Annotated in this window: 14 protein-coding genes; 1 reads left to right on the plus strand and 13 read right to left on the minus strand. The window is 38.7% G+C overall.

The genetic code is table 11. The annotated features are described in order from the left end of the window. Window positions 1-19 precede the first annotated feature (19 nt). The 8 genes from BM086_RS07350 to BM086_RS07385 form a co-directional block, all read right to left on the minus strand. Window positions 20-1,417 carry a sensor histidine kinase gene (locus tag BM086_RS07350; RefSeq protein ID WP_242952144.1) on the minus strand — a complete coding sequence of 466 codons (1,398 nt, stop codon included), beginning with the start codon at window positions 1,415-1,417 and terminating at the stop codon, window positions 20-22. Next, the gene (locus tag BM086_RS07355; RefSeq protein ID WP_092325344.1) at window positions 1,405-2,067 is read right to left on the minus strand and encodes a response regulator transcription factor; all 663 of its coding nucleotides are present in this window, start codon (window positions 2,065-2,067) and stop codon (window positions 1,405-1,407) included. The genes BM086_RS07350 and BM086_RS07355 overlap by 13 nt, the downstream gene beginning before the upstream one ends. 231 nt (window positions 2,068-2,298) lie before the next feature. After that, window positions 2,299-3,042 (minus strand): lantibiotic immunity ABC transporter MutG family permease subunit, encoded by a 744-nt coding sequence (locus BM086_RS07360; RefSeq protein WP_092325346.1) that lies wholly within the window; start codon window positions 3,040-3,042, stop codon window positions 2,299-2,301. Between the two features lie 2 nt (window positions 3,043-3,044). Beyond that, on the minus strand, window positions 3,045-3,776 hold the full coding sequence (locus tag BM086_RS07365) for a lantibiotic immunity ABC transporter MutE/EpiE family permease subunit (protein WP_092325348.1): 732 nt from the start codon (window positions 3,774-3,776) through the stop codon (window positions 3,045-3,047). A 50-nt stretch (window positions 3,777-3,826) separates the two neighbouring features. After that, on the minus strand, window positions 3,827-4,537 hold the full coding sequence (locus tag BM086_RS07370; protein WP_092325490.1) for a lantibiotic protection ABC transporter ATP-binding protein: 711 nt from the start codon (window positions 4,535-4,537) through the stop codon (window positions 3,827-3,829). Between the two features lie 191 nt (window positions 4,538-4,728). Next, window positions 4,729-4,974: a 23S rRNA methyltransferase gene (locus BM086_RS07375; RefSeq protein ID WP_242952145.1), complete on the minus strand. Its 246-nt coding sequence runs from the start codon at window positions 4,972-4,974 to the stop codon at window positions 4,729-4,731. A 413-nt stretch (window positions 4,975-5,387) separates the two neighbouring features. Next, the gene (locus BM086_RS07380) at window positions 5,388-5,678 is read right to left on the minus strand and encodes a PBECR3 domain-containing polyvalent protein (RefSeq protein WP_092325350.1); all 291 of its coding nucleotides are present in this window, start codon (window positions 5,676-5,678) and stop codon (window positions 5,388-5,390) included. A 1-nt stretch (window position 5,679) separates the two neighbouring features. Beyond that, a complete protein-coding gene (locus BM086_RS07385; RefSeq protein ID WP_092325352.1) occupies window positions 5,680-6,615 on the minus strand; it encodes a hypothetical protein in 936 nt (311 codons plus the stop codon). Window positions 6,616-6,722: 107 nt separating this feature from the next. Here BM086_RS07385 and BM086_RS07390 point away from each other — a divergent pair, with 107 nt between their 5' ends. Continuing rightward, window positions 6,723-7,091, plus strand: coding sequence for a helix-turn-helix domain-containing protein (locus BM086_RS07390; protein WP_026496216.1), 369 nt, complete (start codon window positions 6,723-6,725; stop codon window positions 7,089-7,091). Window positions 7,092-7,359: 268 nt separating this feature from the next. On the opposite strand, the gene BM086_RS07395 is transcribed toward BM086_RS07390, so the two are convergent. The 5 genes from BM086_RS07395 to rlmD form a co-directional block, all read right to left on the minus strand. Next, window positions 7,360-9,201, minus strand: coding sequence for an ABC transporter ATP-binding protein (locus tag BM086_RS07395; protein ID WP_092325354.1), 1,842 nt, complete (start codon window positions 9,199-9,201; stop codon window positions 7,360-7,362). Next, window positions 9,179-11,011 (minus strand): ABC transporter ATP-binding protein, encoded by a 1,833-nt coding sequence (locus BM086_RS07400; RefSeq protein ID WP_092325356.1) that lies wholly within the window; start codon window positions 11,009-11,011, stop codon window positions 9,179-9,181. The genes BM086_RS07395 and BM086_RS07400 overlap by 23 nt, the downstream gene beginning before the upstream one ends. 103 nt (window positions 11,012-11,114) lie before the next feature. Continuing rightward, window positions 11,115-11,789: a sensor histidine kinase gene (locus BM086_RS07405; protein WP_092325358.1), complete on the minus strand. Its 675-nt coding sequence runs from the start codon at window positions 11,787-11,789 to the stop codon at window positions 11,115-11,117. Between the two features lie 6 nt (window positions 11,790-11,795). Then, window positions 11,796-12,509, minus strand: a complete 714-nt coding sequence (locus BM086_RS07410) for a LytR/AlgR family response regulator transcription factor (protein ID WP_092325360.1) — start codon at window positions 12,507-12,509, stop codon at window positions 11,796-11,798. Between the two features lie 30 nt (window positions 12,510-12,539). Then, window positions 12,540-14,147 carry a 23S rRNA (uracil(1939)-C(5))-methyltransferase RlmD gene (gene rlmD / locus BM086_RS07415; RefSeq protein ID WP_242952146.1) on the minus strand — a complete coding sequence of 536 codons (1,608 nt, stop codon included), beginning with the start codon at window positions 14,145-14,147 and terminating at the stop codon, window positions 12,540-12,542.

A 14,147-nucleotide genomic window follows, 5' to 3' on the forward strand; every position in this document is an offset into this window, starting at 1 on the left:
CATACATTTATTTACTTTGTTAAGTTTGACTAATAAAGCTTATCTCAACCTTAGCTCCACAAGTCTCTTTAGAATTAGCGAGAATAATCTTTCCGCCGTGCTCCTTAGCGACTTTCTTTGCAAAGAACAATCCTATACCATAATGAGAGCCACCGGTTCTACTGGAATCATCCATGAAAAACTGTTCTGTGCCATGGGCAAGAGCTTCCGGCGTGAAGCCACATCCTGAATCCTCAACGGCAAAGACAAATTCTCCGCCTTTGTAAGTAGCCATAATATTCATTACGCCGCCCTTAGGCGTGTGCTCAGCAGCATTCCTCACAACATTCATAACAGCCCTGACAACGTGGTCATACACGATGCTTATAGCAGACTCGCTATTTTCTAATTCTTCCCTCCAATTTATCTGAAGCTGATAAACTTCCGAAAGTCCCAGTGTCTGCTTTTTGATATCAGCGATAACATCAGAGATATTCACCTTAACAGGCGCCTGTGAAATACCCTCCTGAGACTTCGTAACTTCTATTAGAGTCTGCACATAGTTCTGAATCTGAAGTGCGCTTTCTGAAATATAGTCCGCATAGTTCTTCTGCTCCTCCGTAAGCTCTGTCTCAAGTAAAAGCTCGGAATTTCCCCGAACCACTGTTAGAGGAGTCTTAATGTCGTGGGCAAGAGCTGACATCTGCCTGTTCTTTTCCTGCTCGGTCTCCCACTGCTTCTGAAGGGAAGTCTTAAGCGCATATCGCATGTCATCCAGTCCCGCCAGGCATTCATCAATCTCCCTAACGCCTGAATAGTTAATTTTAAAATCCAGGTTCCTGTCTCTAATCTGCTCTAAGGCATCTCTCATGGGGGTCATTTTCCTTCTGATGCTTGAGCCAAATTTTTTAGCAAAAATCTGCATGATTCCCAAGCAGCAGATAAGAATGAAAATCGTCAGGAGATTTTCAGGATTTGGCAGATGTTCATTCATCCACATGGATTTATACTGTGGCTTAAGTCTGTACTGCAAAACAACATATTCAGCCGGACGGATAATAATTTTATAGAATCTGCCGTCGCTATAATTATTATTTGACAATACATTCCATGCTGTTTCTACATCCTTTTCGCCAAGGTCACCGGAGAGGACTTTTCCATCCTCTGAAAAGACCACATAGCGGCATACTTCTGGAATCAGATCAGCCGTCACTTCGTCTGCTGTTTTAATCTGTTCAAAAGCATCACTTATCCTATATTCCGCGTAGTTAGCCGGGTAGATAACTCCGGCATTTATAAGCAGGTTAAACGCAAAAAGAGAAATGCCAGCCCAGATAAGGAGTGCAAATCCCATTAAAAGAATATAGGCCTCGAACATGCTTCCAAGACCCAGCGTACCTCTCTTATTCTTTTTATTCTTACTCTTTACTCCTCCCATTTATATCCAATCCCCCAAACTGTCTTAATCGGCATATACTCGAAGTGCGAGAGCTTCGTTCTTATGTTTTTGATGTGCGTAATGATTGTGCTTTCGCTACTCTCACTATCGTATCCAAGCACCTTTTCAAGTATCTGTTCTTTTGAAAAAATCTGACCGCGGTTCTTTGCCAAAAACTCGCATATGTCATACTCAGCCCTTGTGAGATTTATTTCTTTTTCATCAATCATCATCTTTCGTGCTTCAAGCATAAAGCAGATTCTGCCAAGGGCAAGTCTTGCCACGTGTTCGCGCTTTTCTCTTCGAAGGTGCGCACCGATTCTCGCACGTAGCTCCATTACTCCAAAGGGCTTGCAGATATAATCATCTGCGCCAAGGGCAAGTCCATTCACAAGACTTCCCTCATCCGTCTTTGCGGTGATAAATACAATCGGACAATCAACCACGTTCCTTATCTTCGAGCAAAGCTCAAAGCCGTCAATTCCTGGCATCATCACGTCCAGTAATACAAGGTCGAAGCGTGAGAGTTTATCCATCTCAATTTTCGTAGGATCATCAATTTTTGTAACAGTGTGAGAGTCCTTAATAAGAACCTTCTCAATCATGTTTAGAATGGCGTTTTCGTCGTCAACTGCAAGTATGTTTGCCATATTCTGTTTTCATCCTCTTTTTCATTATATGATGTAATCGTCAAAAGTGATAACACGGATTGTTCCGTACTTCGTACTCCCACAATCCTCCGAAATATTCGGATAAAAGTGTGACTTACGTCCCACTTTTATCCGAATATTTCCGCGGGTCTTAAAGTATTTCACCCACTTGCAAGCGAGCTTGCAGTGTTCTTATACTTTTGACCCTGTTATCATTATATTTGGAGCTGATTATTCAGATATCCTACTACCCTCATAGTTTGCAGCGAAAACAAAATATCCCACAAAGCATACGATGGCAACTACCAGGTAAATCGATGCCTGTGACTTGATCTCGGAAAGTGCTCCGCTATCTGCAAGCTTGTATACAAGGAATGTTTGTGGCATTCTGGCTGTCCATGAAAGAGGTACGATTTTCCATGCATACATTCCCATATCCGTAAGGAAAAGTGCACCGATAAGTCCAGAAATCAAACCTGCACCTATCACAAAAGCTTTTCCAAAAACAAATGCAAATATCTCAAATATCAGATAAAGCGGAATCGCGGAAAGCCACATCACAAAGGATGCCATAACGAACACACCCATTGAAGCAACACTCTGTCCGTGAATCATGTTAAAGCCAAATCCGAATAAAACTGCTGTGAATAACAAGGCGAAGAGACTAAGTAAAAGTAATGTCACTGCCTTTGAAAAGAGCGCTGCCGTCTTACTTCTTAAAGTAAGTAGATTTTGGAACGCTCCCGCATTTTGCTCCTGTTCCATTGTACTTGCAATGAATATTCCAATCAATACAGGAAATGCAAATCCAATAGCCTCATAAAAAGCGGTTATCTTATCAGTCTCATTCCATCCGGAAATCGCATAATAAGCAAGAAACATTGCACTAACCACAATCGGGATTATAATATGACTAATTGTCACTGGACTTCTTTTCATCTTATAAAAATCTGCACGAAGACATCTTAAAAACATTTTTATTTCACCTCTCTTTTTTCAAACCAGTTAAGATACAGATAAGTTAAAAGCACAAACCAAGCCAGTGCTATGAAGATTCCGGGAAGGATTACAGAAGCGCTAAGAAGCGGATCTCCTGTCTGCGCTCTCAGACCATTTGGAAGTACATGAAGAAGCGGAGTAACAACTCTCATGGATATTGCTGATACGAATAAAAACCATTTTCCTGAAGGTGCAACGACAATTCCAAGTACAGTTATGAACAGACAGACTATGAGTTCAACTACCATTCCGAATTTTTCACTGAGGAATAAGAACAGTGGTATCTGCCAAAGCTGTACGATAGTAAGAACGATAACCGTTATAGCTGCTCCAACTACCGGAACACTTGTTGTTAAAAAGATGCTCCCAAAGGTAGCTCCCGCAAACAGAACCGCATTTGATACAAGTACAAGGATTCCAAGATAGAATATTTTTCCAAGCATCAGATTTTTTTTCTCGATGGGCAGAGTCTTGATGTTGAAGTATCCGTTTTTCTTTTCTCTCATTACAGAAAGGTAACTTACAATAGCGATCATTCCTGGAAGAAGAAGCGTATACCACCAGTTCCATGCGCTCTCTGCATAGGCGTTTGTAATACCTGCTGTAAGCACAAACGCCATTACAAGTGCGATTATAGGGAATGCGAATATGAGTTTACTGCTCATGGTTCTCTTTGATTTTAAAAACTCTGCTCTTATTATGTTAGTCATTGCTTTAGTCCTTTCATCTAAACTATTACGTAGTTGGCAGTTTATGCTCTTTATGCGATATCCTGGAGCTTGCGGTTTTTCTTAACAACATCCATGAAAAGATCTTCTAGGTTCTGTTCCGGAAGAAGCTTACCTTCATATCCGAGCACTCCGTCTGAGATTATTCCGATATAGTCGGCACACATCTGAACCTCTGAGAGAATGTGGCTTGACAAAATCACGGTGATTCCCTGCTCCGGGAAGGATTTTATAAGTTCTCTAAGTTCTTCAATTCCGATTGGGTCAAGTCCATTTGTGGGCTCATCTAGTATAAGGAGCTTGGGATTTGCAAGAAGCGCAAGTGCAATTCCAAGCCTCTGCTTCATTCCCAGTGAAAACTGACCTGCCTTCTTTTTTCCTGTATTAGTAAGTGAAACTGTTTTTAAAACTTCATCAATTCGACTCTTTGGCACTCCAAGAAGAATTGCTCTTACTTCAAGATTTTCTCTTGCTGTGAGGTTTTCATAAATTGGAGGATTCTCAATCAGCGCTCCAATCTCTTCAAGCACTCCTCTGCTCCATGGCTTTCCGTCATAGATTATTTCACCGTCTGTGGGCTTCATGATTCCCGTTATCATCTTAAGAGTTGTTGACTTTCCTGCACCGTTAGGTCCAAGGAGGCCATATACACAACCCTTAGGTATATTCAGTGAAACTTTATTTACAGCTTTCTGATCTTTAAATATCTTGCAAAGTTCGTTAGTTTTAAGCATCATTTCCATTGTTTTTCCCCTTCTTTTCCGATATATAAATCTGTTTTTTGTTTTGTTATCACAGGTGTTTTTCAATCTGAAAACAGAATACGAAGAAAAAATAAAGATTTGATGAAGATTATTAGAAAAGTTTTCATACATCCATAAATATTTTGCCGCAAAAAATAAGAGACACTCTATAATAGAATGCCTCTTTCCCATCAAATCATCTTAAAATACTTAAATGCTTCTGTAATAGCCTTCTCCTTTTCCGGAGTCGTCCCTGGTTGTCTACTATCCTCAGATTTGGGCTTATTATAGTTTTCACGCTCTATAATCCCATGCTTCTGCTTTACCTGTGCAATATTCAGATTCGTCACATGAAATCCATAGTGCTCCTGCACCCATTCCTCAATCTCTTTATATGTTGCTTTAGCTTCCGCACTTGTAAGATCAAGCTCGTCCATATCTACCTTTACGTTGATATGGTGCTTCGCCTCATGAAGTTTGGACAATAAACATACAGTCTCGACATGTGTTCTAATGTACAAACCAAAGTAACAAAGAAAAAGAACGAGCAACCCGCACACTGTAACATGATCCGCGGTAAAAAACCCGTTCCCAAAGAATTCTTTCTTATGCAGCAGCATCAATCAGGATCTTGACATTATCCGCTGTGAATACATAAAAACATTTGGATGGGCGGCGTATCCATCATATCAGATTCCACTTAGGGAGCGCAGGGTGCCTTTCCTGCTCGTCAAATGTTCTTATATCCGGAGTATAACATCAGATATTTCGCGTAGTCAAGTGGTTTTAACGAGCCTTCCTGACCTTATGTAAGAATCAAGCTTTGCCCCCTTTATGTCAAACATTGTGGCTACATAATACCTATTTTTTTTACATCAAGTTTTATAGTGATAAAAATGTTGTCCTTATAGCATTTCACCATCTCGAGTATACTTCCATTTAAGCCTATATAATCCGGGTTTGTAATAATATCCGGCAAATAATCATAATATTTCGCAGCTTGAAAATGTTGTCTCTTAATCAGATGAGCAAGAAGTCCCTTAGAGCGAAAAATAATAAAAGCATCATAATCAGTATCCAAATACCGATTAAGCTCAGTATTAAAACGAGCTACCGCAATCAACTTATCTTTCTTCCCCATGTCAAGCCCTAATTTCAGCTTTAGTCAAGATTACGTTTCGTCTCCAGTCTACTATCCCCGGTATCAACACAATTTTTGCAATATTACCATTTGATAATAGATTCATTGCTATATCCTTGTTAATTCCTAAAGACACACCTGGCTTATCACAATACAACCAATCCCCTTCATCATCAAAATCAACCTTATTGAGCGTCCATATTAAATTCTCTAATATATTGAACTCCCTAAAGTCTCTGCCAAGTTTCACATCACTAATCTTAACATTATCGAAATCTGTATCGTCACAATATTCTTTCCAATATACTTCACCCGATAACACTCCGAAATCTGTATAGATATATTCGTCGTCAAAAAGGACCTCTTTAATACAGTTCTCACCTATAATAAACGCTAATAAACCGACAGAACCTCTCTCACATACGGTCAAAAATTGCAATTCTAGTCCGTTTTCAGCAATGCTATTCATATTGATGAATGCCGGATCTTTTAATTCCTGAAGTTTTTTATTATAAGATTTTAAGGATGAACTCCTGCTCTCAAAAGATTTGCTGATTCTTTTAATCTCATCAGGGATATCATTTTTGTTTATGAAATCATCAATATTGCTATATCCCGATTGATATGCCTGGTGTTCAAGTAATTCCTTTGCCAGCATATATTTTATTGGGTAAAGTTTGCAATAATTGTTTATCCGACACTCTAACGTTTCGACATATGTTATCTGCATATTAACTTCCGATGTATTATGCCTGCAATTAAGAAGATTATTGTACTTGCTTTCCTCGATAAGCAGTCCATATTCATCAGATACCTCATATGCATCAGGGTTCTCTTTAATAAAGACCTGTTCTGAACTATATCCTAAGGCATTAATACAATCTGCCATTCTCAGGTAAACTGTTTCATCTTTGATAATCCTATACTTAAAATCCATACGCCTATCCATTGAAAAATATTACCCAATGCGTTATAGTAACCATTGGATAATGGGTATTATAAGTTATCCAATGGTTACTGTCAATAAATTTTTGAGGTACAAAAATGGAAAACCAATTAATTCCGGAACGTTTGAAAATGGCTCGTGAAAAACTCGGGATTACCATGGCCGAAGCATCCCGAAGACTAAACTTATCTAAAATAGGATATTGCAGATATGAATATGGAGAAAGAGTACCTTCATATCAAACAGTAGAAGTAATTGCAAGATGCTTATGCACTTCTGTCGATTATCTTGTAGGTAAAACAGATGATATGTCCCCTGATTATCTTGTAATTAGTAAAAAAGATGCGCCTTATCTGTTTGAATTGGTGCAAAATGCCTATAGCTTTGATTCTGATACCCTGAAACGATTAATAACCTATAGCACAAGAATATGTGAATCACAACTTACCTCCAAAACCGACAAATAATTTATCAGGCATGCCAACAAGCCCTGAAATATAGGCAGAATTCACCTCGCAGAATCTACTGCCTTCCATTCGAACCTGTCGGAATTTCCAACAGGTTGATTTTTCATCTAATTTGCCCTCTTCCACTTACCTTGTCGAATATTCCGCTTTTTTAAAAATAGGCGCACTCATACTTACCGCCGAGTAAGTACCGAAGTGCGCCATTATATTTTTTATCTACGATTCTCATGAATATATAATTCATCGTTTCATCAGTAAATCACTCATATCATGCATAATACTGTGCCTGTGCATTCCAAAGTTTGAAATACTGACCATCTGTTTCTTCTACCAGCTTAGAGTGTGCGCCCTTTTGCACGATTTGTCCCTGATCAAAAACTGTTATTTCATCGCAGAACTGACAGGATGACAACCTATGACTGATATATATGGCTGTTTTATTTTCGACCATATTACTGAAGTCTTCATAAACCTGTGCCTCAGCCAAAGGATCAAGTGCTGCCGTAGGCTCATCAAGAATAATCATAGGCGTACCTTTGTAAAGAGCTCTAGCCAAAGCAATCTTTTGTGCTTCTCCTCCTGATACTTCCACTCCGTTTTCCGAGATATCTTTATACAAATATGTATCAGGTCCATTCTCCATAGACTGGTATCTTTCGTAAAAAGATACTTTTTTCATACACTCTTCAAGCTTCTCTTTATCGTAACTTGTATCCGCTGCGATATTTTGCCCCAAAGTAAATGCAAAAAGTTTAAAGTCCTGAAAAACAAATGAGAAGAGTTTTAAGTATTCTTCATAATCGTACTTCTTAATATCAATACCGTTTAGGAGTATCTCTCCTTCCGTCGGATCATACAATCTGCAAAGCAGTTTGACAAAAGTAGTTTTGCCGGCTCCGTTCGTTCCTACAAACGCCTGCTTTTTCCCTATACTTAGTTTTGTATTTATGTTCTTTAAAGCATATGTATCACTTCCCGGATATTTGAAGGAAACATTTTTAAATTCAATACTATAATCATTCTCACCATTGTCACAAAAATAGTCTTTGGGAACCGGTAATTTCCCCTGATACTTATTATTGGGAATATCAAGATATTCAAACAGTTTTTCCAAATGCCTTGTATATACTTTGTTTTCAGAATAAATCCATGTGAGCAAACCCACGCATCCCACAAGTTCAGTAAGTGCACCTACGTACTGCACAATACTTCCAACATCAAAAGCTCCCGTAGAAGCTTTGGCAACCACGAACAAGTAGCATAATGCGTTACAGATTCCCTGAGCAAAATAGAGCCGTCCCTGACAAAAACTCATTTTTCTAATGAATGCATTATCACTTCGGTTATGCTCCTCCATTTTTTTCATTTCTCTGTCAGCGATTTTTTCCTGGCCATAAATTCGTACATCCTTCGCTCTTGCAGTACTGTTATATAGCTCATGTCCATAAAACATAAAGGCTCTGTTATACCATACCGTTCCCTTGGTCCACTGCTCAAAAACCACATTTTCTTTGTGTGTCAGGTAGTTGTTAATAAACCCAAAAAAGACGAGCACGATAATGATTCCCAGTACCCAAAGCTTAGAATCTGTAATACTGTCCCCCGACTTTGACATAAAAAGAGAAGCTGTCAAGGAGATGGAAGCAACAATTCCAACTATTACTTTTACAAGGCTCGTTGTATCCCAGATGAGCTGCCCTAACCCATTTCCAAACATAAACAGATTTTCTTCTGCTTTCTGCCTCATTTTCTGAATGTCTTTATTTTCAAGAATGGCGTAGTCCATGCTCATTTGTTTATCTGAGAAGATCTTATTAAAGTAATTCCACATTCCGGATTCTTTGTCATTGACGATCTTCTCCATTATGTCCTTTATCATGGAGAACAACAAATGAATTCCTATTACCAAAATTACATAAAGGACAAGTACATTCTGTCTTCTGTCATTCAATAGTTCATTGATAATTCTTGCAGAAAACCAGACTGTTACAAACGGAGAAAGGGTTTCGAGTACAGCTGCGATTGTTTTCGCCCTGACAAGCCCCGGTACATATTTATTTAAAAGAGCATAACCGCGTTTGGTTATCTCAATTCTCTTTTGAATCTTCATCGGTGCTCTCCTTTCCTTCTCTATAATATTTAGCCTGAGTTTCAAACAGCTTGCTGTATATGCCTCCTTTTTTAAGAAGCTGGTCGTGAGTCCCTTCTTCCACAATCTTTCCGTTTTCTATAAGCAAAATACGATTGCAGAATCGTGTAGATGCTAATCTGTGAGAAATAAACACTGTAGTTTTATTCTTCATGATTTCATCGTATGACTCATATAAATTGTTCTCCGCTATGGGATCCAATGCTGCTGTCGGCTCATCCAATATAACAACAGGTGTCTGTTTATACAGCGCTCTAGCCAGCAAAAGCTTCTGCTTTTCTCCACCGGACAGATTGATACCATCATCCCAAAATGTTCTGTCAAACTTGGTCTTGATTCCATTATCCAGGGCCGATATCTTCTCCCACAGCCCCGCCTGTTTTAAGCATTTTTCCACTAAATCAGAATCCACATTTTCTTCAGTTTCTTCCGCTACTATTTCTTCTATTGTTACCGGCAAAATAGAATAATCCTGAAAAACAGCACCAAAAAGTTTATAGTACTGAATTCGGTTAAGTTCTTTTACGTCAGTTCCATCGTACAATACCCGGCCTTTGGTAGGGTCTGTCAGCCCACAGATGAGCTTAGCAAGCGTCGTCTTTCCCGCACCATTTAATCCAACAATTGCAATGTGCTCTTCGGCTTTTATATTAAGGTTCATATCCTTGATAATAGCTTCACCGTCATCAGTATAGCTAAAGCTAACATTTTCAAAGGTTATCACTCCCGGAGCATCGGTTTTCTCGACAGGAATTCCATCTTCCCTTTTATAGTACTCAGGATACTCCAGATAAGAACGGAAACGGTTCATTGCCATGCTTAGTCTTTTAAGATTATTCATCTGTCCAAGAATACTGCTAAGCCACACTGAAAAACCGGCAACCAGATTGAAATACAAAACAAACTCAGCTACAGTTATCTGATTTTTCCATATCATTCCGATCAAAACTATATAGGTTATTCCCTCTCTGATAAATGTCAGGCCGCTGTCTACTGCAGATACTCCAAATATTTTTGCAGTGTATCTGCGATACCAAGAAAGAAGTCCTGTCATGTTCTCTTTGTAGATCCGATCCATCCAGTCAGTCATATGGTAAAGCCTGATATCCTTAGCTGCCTGAATATCGTCTGATGCGCGGATGATATACTGCATCCGTTGTTCATATCCGACTTTTTCCTCGTTATTTGTATCAACCCACTTTAACAATCTTCTGTTTAAGATGAAGCTTATAAGCGTAGTTGCACACAAAATCAAAATCAGTAGCGGATTCAGGCTCATCAGAATACCTGTAAATGCCACAAACCCTGCTAAATTTGAGAAAAATAACACTGCCGAATCATAGGTCTGTGCATAATATGAAAAATTGCCATTGCAGCTTGAAAAGCTTTCACTCTGCAATTTTCTAAAATGCTCATTCTCCTGATTCCTGTAATCTGTCGTAAGTCCTTTTCGAGAAACCATCTGCAGGAAAAAGTCATTCATTGTAAACTTGTTCCAATAGATCAGTTTATCTAAATACTTCTGCAGGCCTGTCAATATAGCCAGAGAAAATGTAAATGCTACCGTCACTAATAGCAGATTCATCATTTGGCTTTTTCCAGTAATCATTCCTATTACTGTTTTGGGCAAAAAAGCCGTAATCACCGGAATAAGTGCATTTATCACGATAATGCATGAGCAATATACCAAAAGCGGAGGATACTTTTCTTTTGTAACCCTCACACAGTAGGCCAGATTTTGCAGGATTGTATACTTTTTATCTTGATTCATCCCTTTGTCCTTTCGAATTTCTTATGCTTGCCTCAATATACCACAAATAAAAAGCCACTCACGTTTGTTTCGCGAGTGGTCGTAATATGCACCTGAATGGCATCTATTTCATAGGCAATAATATTTCTGTAGCAAATACACCATCCTCATGCTGACGGTTTATAAATCCGTTATTCTTTTCAACTATATAATCAATACGTGAGAGTCCAAATCCGTGATTATCTCCACCCTTCGTCGATAAATACTGATTCTTTTTGCCCTTTTGGGGTTTCCCGTTCATAGAATTATAAACAGATATGTATAACTGCTCTTTCAAGATACCGACAAATATTCTCACAAATCTGTTGGAATCCTGTTCCTCACGCATTACTGCTTCCATTGCATTATCTAAAAGATTTCCGATGATTGTACATAAATCTATCTCTGAAACAGAAAGCTTTTCAGGAACAATAGCTTTTACATTAACCTCTATACCTTTTGAGTTCATTACAGAGATTTTACTGTTTAGTATTGCATCTACCATTACATTTCCGGTCTTTATGACTGTATCTACAGTTGTCAGATCAGCATTCAGATTCCATAGATACTCCCTGGTCTTCTCTTCATCCCCGCACAAAGCGAGCAAAGTCTGAATATGATTATGATAATCATGTCTCCAACCGCGCATAGTTTTATAAATATGCTGAACTTCTTCACAGTGTTTTTCAATCAAGTCAGACTGATATTCAGCGATACGTCTGTCTATCATTCTTCCAAATAGCCTATCAAATAAATTCATTGCCTTTTATATCTTTCCTTTAAAATACCGGATAAATGCAAGATTCACTTCATTATATTTTCGCCTGGACAGTGGCACTATTTCATCGTTTTCCAAAACAATTTCTGTTTTGCCGATTTGCTTAACCCTTTCAAGATTGACAAGATAAGAACGATGCACTCTAACAAACTGCTCTCCGAAACTTTTCTCCAGTTCAGTTATGGATACTTTTTGTTCAATCAAACCGCTTGTTGTATGAATCACGCAGGAATGCGAAAACACTTCAACATATAATATATTTCTTAAATTTAGCCTGAGAGTCTCGCCCTTTTCCTGCAATATGATATAAGGTTCAACCAGCCTTATACGCTCTATTGCTTTATCCATAGCTTTATAGAATCTATCTCGTTCCAAAGGCTTCATTAAGTAATGAATAGCGTCAACATCATATCCTTCTGCTATAAAATCAGGAAAACCTGTAACAAAAACGATTTGCAACTCGCTGCTACCCATCCGAAGTTCTCTGGCAAGCTCCACCCCATTCATTTTTCCCATTTCAATATCAAGGATCAAAACATGATAATCTTTTTCGTCGGCATATTGAAAAAGAAATTCCTCTGCAGAGATAAAAGTATGAATTTCAATAGATCTGTAATTTAAACGTGCCCATGTATTTAGGAAGCCTATGACATAGTCCTGATCCACATTGTTGTCATCACAAACAGCAATCTTATATTTCATAAGCTCCTCCTTTCCATGAACATTATAATTTTATAATTCATCAGGAATCATCTGAAAATGTCTCAAAGCATCCTCTATTGCTTTAACCTTGACTTTCTTACTGGGTATTTCGCCCTTGGAAAGCAAGACAACAGTCTCAACATGGACGCTGTGACTAAACATATCACAGGGACGTATTGCCTTAAGAGCATAACCACCATCAGTTAATATTCTAAGATCTCTTGCAAGAGTTGCGCTGTCGCAGCTCACATATACTATACGCTCAGGTCTCATATTAAGCATGGTCTCAAGGCACTTTTCATCACAGCCTTTTCTTGGCGGATCCACAACAATCACATCAGGATGAAGTGCTTTTTCTTTTTGTGAATCTGAGCCATTTGCATCATCATTCCTTGTAAAGCTTCCCTTCCCTTCATAGAAATCCGGCAAAACCTCCTCCGCTTTTCCACAATAGAAGTCAGCATTATCAATTCCGTTTCTTTTTGCATTTTCCTTCGCATCTTCAATTGCATCAGGTATTATTTCAACGCCATAGACATGTCCTGCTGCCTTTGCCATAGACAATGTAATAGTGCCTATTCCGCAGTACAAATCCCAGACAGTCTCTTTTCCTGTAAGATCTGCATAGTCAATTGCCTGCTTGTAGAGCTTTTGTGTCTGAACCGGATTCACCTGATAAAAGGACAATGGTGAAATATCAAATTTTAGCCCGCAAAGAGTATCTGAAATAGTATCTTTTCCCCAGATTGTATGTATCTCAGTTCCCATTATTACATTGGTCTTTTCTGTATTGATGCTGACAGAGATACTCTTCATTCCCTTTATCTGCGAAAGTCTCTTTACAAGTTTGCTTTGTTTCTGGATATATTCAACTGATAACTCTTTCGTGGCTGTCTTTTTTCCATGTGCAGCGCTATTATCCACTTTTCCTCTTCCAGCTCCTCTGTAGTTGATAACAAAGCATACCATTATCTCACCGGAAGAAAAACCCTTTCTTATAAGCACATGCCTAAGAAGCCCTTTTCCGCTTGCTTCATCATAAGCCTTAACATTATTCTTTTTCATATGTGAAAGAACAATGTCCAATATCTCTTTGTTTTCCTCAGTTCCGATGATACAGTCAGAGACTGGAATAATACTATGGGTTCTTCCCGCGTAAAATCCGGCAACAGGATTACCATTTTTGTCAGTCCCTATAGGAAACTGAGCCTTGTTGCGATATCTCCATGGCTCTTCCATCCCAATTATCGGTTCCATAATGCTATCAATAAATGACTCATCAAAGCCGCCAAGTCGTACTATATTATTCCTGACTTTGCTTTGTTTAAACAAAAGCTCTCTCTCATAAGTCATGTTCTGAAGCTGACATCCACCGCACTGTCTTGCAATCCCGCACGGAGCCTCTTGTCTGAACCTGGAAGGACTGATCACTTTTTCAAGATGAGCATAGGCATAGTTCTTTTTTGCCTTCATTACCTTTGCGCTCACCACATCTCCAATGACAGCGTCCTTTATAAAAAGGGTATAGCCATCAACTTTGCCTATACCCTCCCCATCAGTACCAATATCAGTTATTTCTACAGTTAATATATCATCTTTGTTATACATGAAATCTTGTTTTGCTATCTTTTTATTCAT

The organism is Butyrivibrio sp. YAB3001, from assembly GCF_900112195.1.
Taxonomy (GTDB): Bacteria; Bacillota; Clostridia; order Lachnospirales; family Lachnospiraceae; genus Butyrivibrio.

Excerpts from the sequence above, each read along its gene's own strand:
- BM086_RS07395 (WP_092325354.1), bottom strand. The coding sequence starts at position 9,201 with ATGAAGATTCAAAAGAGAATTGAGATAACCAAACGCGGTTATGCTCTT.
- BM086_RS07375 (WP_242952145.1), bottom strand. The coding sequence starts at position 4,974 with ATGGACGAGCTTGATCTTACAAGTGCGGAAGCTAAAGCAACATATAAA.
- BM086_RS07380 (WP_092325350.1), bottom strand. The coding sequence starts at position 5,678 with ATGGGGAAGAAAGATAAGTTGATTGCGGTAGCTCGTTTTAATACTGAG.
- BM086_RS07385 (WP_092325352.1), bottom strand. The coding sequence starts at position 6,615 with ATGGATTTTAAGTATAGGATTATCAAAGATGAAACAGTTTACCTGAGA.
- BM086_RS07400 (WP_092325356.1), bottom strand. The coding sequence starts at position 11,011 with ATGAATCAAGATAAAAAGTATACAATCCTGCAAAATCTGGCCTACTGT.
- BM086_RS07355 (WP_092325344.1), bottom strand. The coding sequence starts at position 2,067 with ATGGCAAACATACTTGCAGTTGACGACGAAAACGCCATTCTAAACATG.
- BM086_RS07370 (WP_092325490.1), bottom strand. The coding sequence starts at position 4,537 with ATGGAAATGATGCTTAAAACTAACGAACTTTGCAAGATATTTAAAGAT.
- BM086_RS07360 (WP_092325346.1), bottom strand. The coding sequence starts at position 3,042 with ATGTTTTTAAGATGTCTTCGTGCAGATTTTTATAAGATGAAAAGAAGT.
- rlmD (WP_242952146.1), bottom strand. The coding sequence starts at position 14,147 with ATGAATAAAAAGATAGCAAAACAAGATTTCATGTATAACAAAGATGAT.
- BM086_RS07405 (WP_092325358.1), bottom strand. The coding sequence starts at position 11,789 with ATGAATTTATTTGATAGGCTATTTGGAAGAATGATAGACAGACGTATC.
- BM086_RS07365 (WP_092325348.1), bottom strand. The coding sequence starts at position 3,776 with ATGACTAACATAATAAGAGCAGAGTTTTTAAAATCAAAGAGAACCATG.
- BM086_RS07410 (WP_092325360.1), bottom strand. The coding sequence starts at position 12,509 with ATGAAATATAAGATTGCTGTTTGTGATGACAACAATGTGGATCAGGAC.
- BM086_RS07350 (WP_242952144.1), bottom strand. The coding sequence starts at position 1,417 with ATGGGAGGAGTAAAGAGTAAGAATAAAAAGAATAAGAGAGGTACGCTG.
- BM086_RS07390 (WP_026496216.1), top strand. The coding sequence starts at position 6,723 with ATGGAAAACCAATTAATTCCGGAACGTTTGAAAATGGCTCGTGAAAAA.